We start from the raw sequence: 1,266 nt of genomic DNA on the forward strand, positions 1-1,266 counted from the left end.
CGACGACCCGGGCGGCAGCCAGGGCGGGCCGCGCGCAGTGCCAGCGACAGGCAGCAAGGATGCCGACCGGGACAAGATGGGCACCCTGGAGGGGCCGTTCATCGCAGCCGTCACGACATCCGGCCCCATGGCTGACCCGCTGGGCGCCATGGAGGGCGCGCTCATTGCCGGCCCGCCACCTGAGCGCCAGGTCTACGAGGGCGAGAACCTTACCCCGGCCGAGGCGTTCACGGGCGCGCCAGCGCACGAACGGGCCCAGCTGCTGGCCCGGCTGTCCTCTGTGGCCGCAGAGGATTTCGAGGGCTTCACGCCGCTGCAATCGTTGGCGGGGACCGTACTCAGCCGCAACGGTGTGAGTTGCACGCTCACGGGCGGTGCCGCGACCTGCAGCGACGACACGGCGCACGGGCGCTTCAACACCACGGCAGCTGGCAGCAAATGGCTGGACTGCACGGCCAGTCCGACCGATCCGATCACACTGACCTTCAGCCCGGCCATCGCCGCATTCGGCGCCAATATGCCGGACTTCGGGGACTTCCTGGGTCAGGTCTCCGTGCAGCTCACGCCCAGCGGGAGCACGGCGGATGCGGACTATCGCTCCGTGGTGCTGCGCCTGACGTGCGATGGCGCGGACAACAACACCACGTTTGTCGATGCGTCGGTCTACGCGCACACGATCACCGCGAACGGCAACGCCAAGGTCACCACCACGTCGCCGAAGTACGGCACGGGCGCGCTCGCACTCGACGGCACGGGCGACTACCTGAGCATCCCCTACGCTGCGGACCTGAGCTTCAACGGCGCCGAGTTCTGCATCGAGGGCTGGGCGCGACTGGACACCACCGTAGCGTCAGGCCTGTGCCTGATCGACTTCCGCGGCTCTGGCAGCGGATCGAGCTCATGGCAGCCCTTCGTCAATGCCAGCACGCGCAGCATCGCTATCTGGTCCGGCACGGCCACGGTGCTGGCCAGCGCGAGCAACGCGGTGCCGCCCATGGGGACCTGGTTCCATTGGGCCATCGAGCGGCAGGGCACGACGACGAAGATCTACATCGACGGTGCGCAGGTCAGCAGCGGCACCTATAACCCCGCGGCCACCAATGCCAGCGGCATCCGCATCGGGCTCAACCAGGCGGGCACCAATGGCTGGATCGGCGCCATGGACGACATCCGCTTCACGCGCAAGGTGCGCTACGGCGTGGCATTTACACCGCCTGCGGCGGCGCTGCCGATCGAGGGCGACCCGCTGATCCCGATCAACCACAC

1 protein-coding gene is annotated in these 1,266 nt (G+C 68.4%); it reads left to right on the plus strand.

The window, feature by feature from the left end; all coding sequences use genetic code 11:
• On the plus strand, positions 1 to 1,266 hold a 1,266-nt coding region (locus tag CAPSK01_RS19860; RefSeq protein WP_273704159.1), incomplete at both ends, for a LamG domain-containing protein.

Origin of the sequence: Candidatus Accumulibacter vicinus, from assembly GCF_000584955.1 — a bacterium.
Lineage (GTDB): Bacteria > Pseudomonadota > Gammaproteobacteria > Burkholderiales > Rhodocyclaceae > Accumulibacter > Accumulibacter vicinus.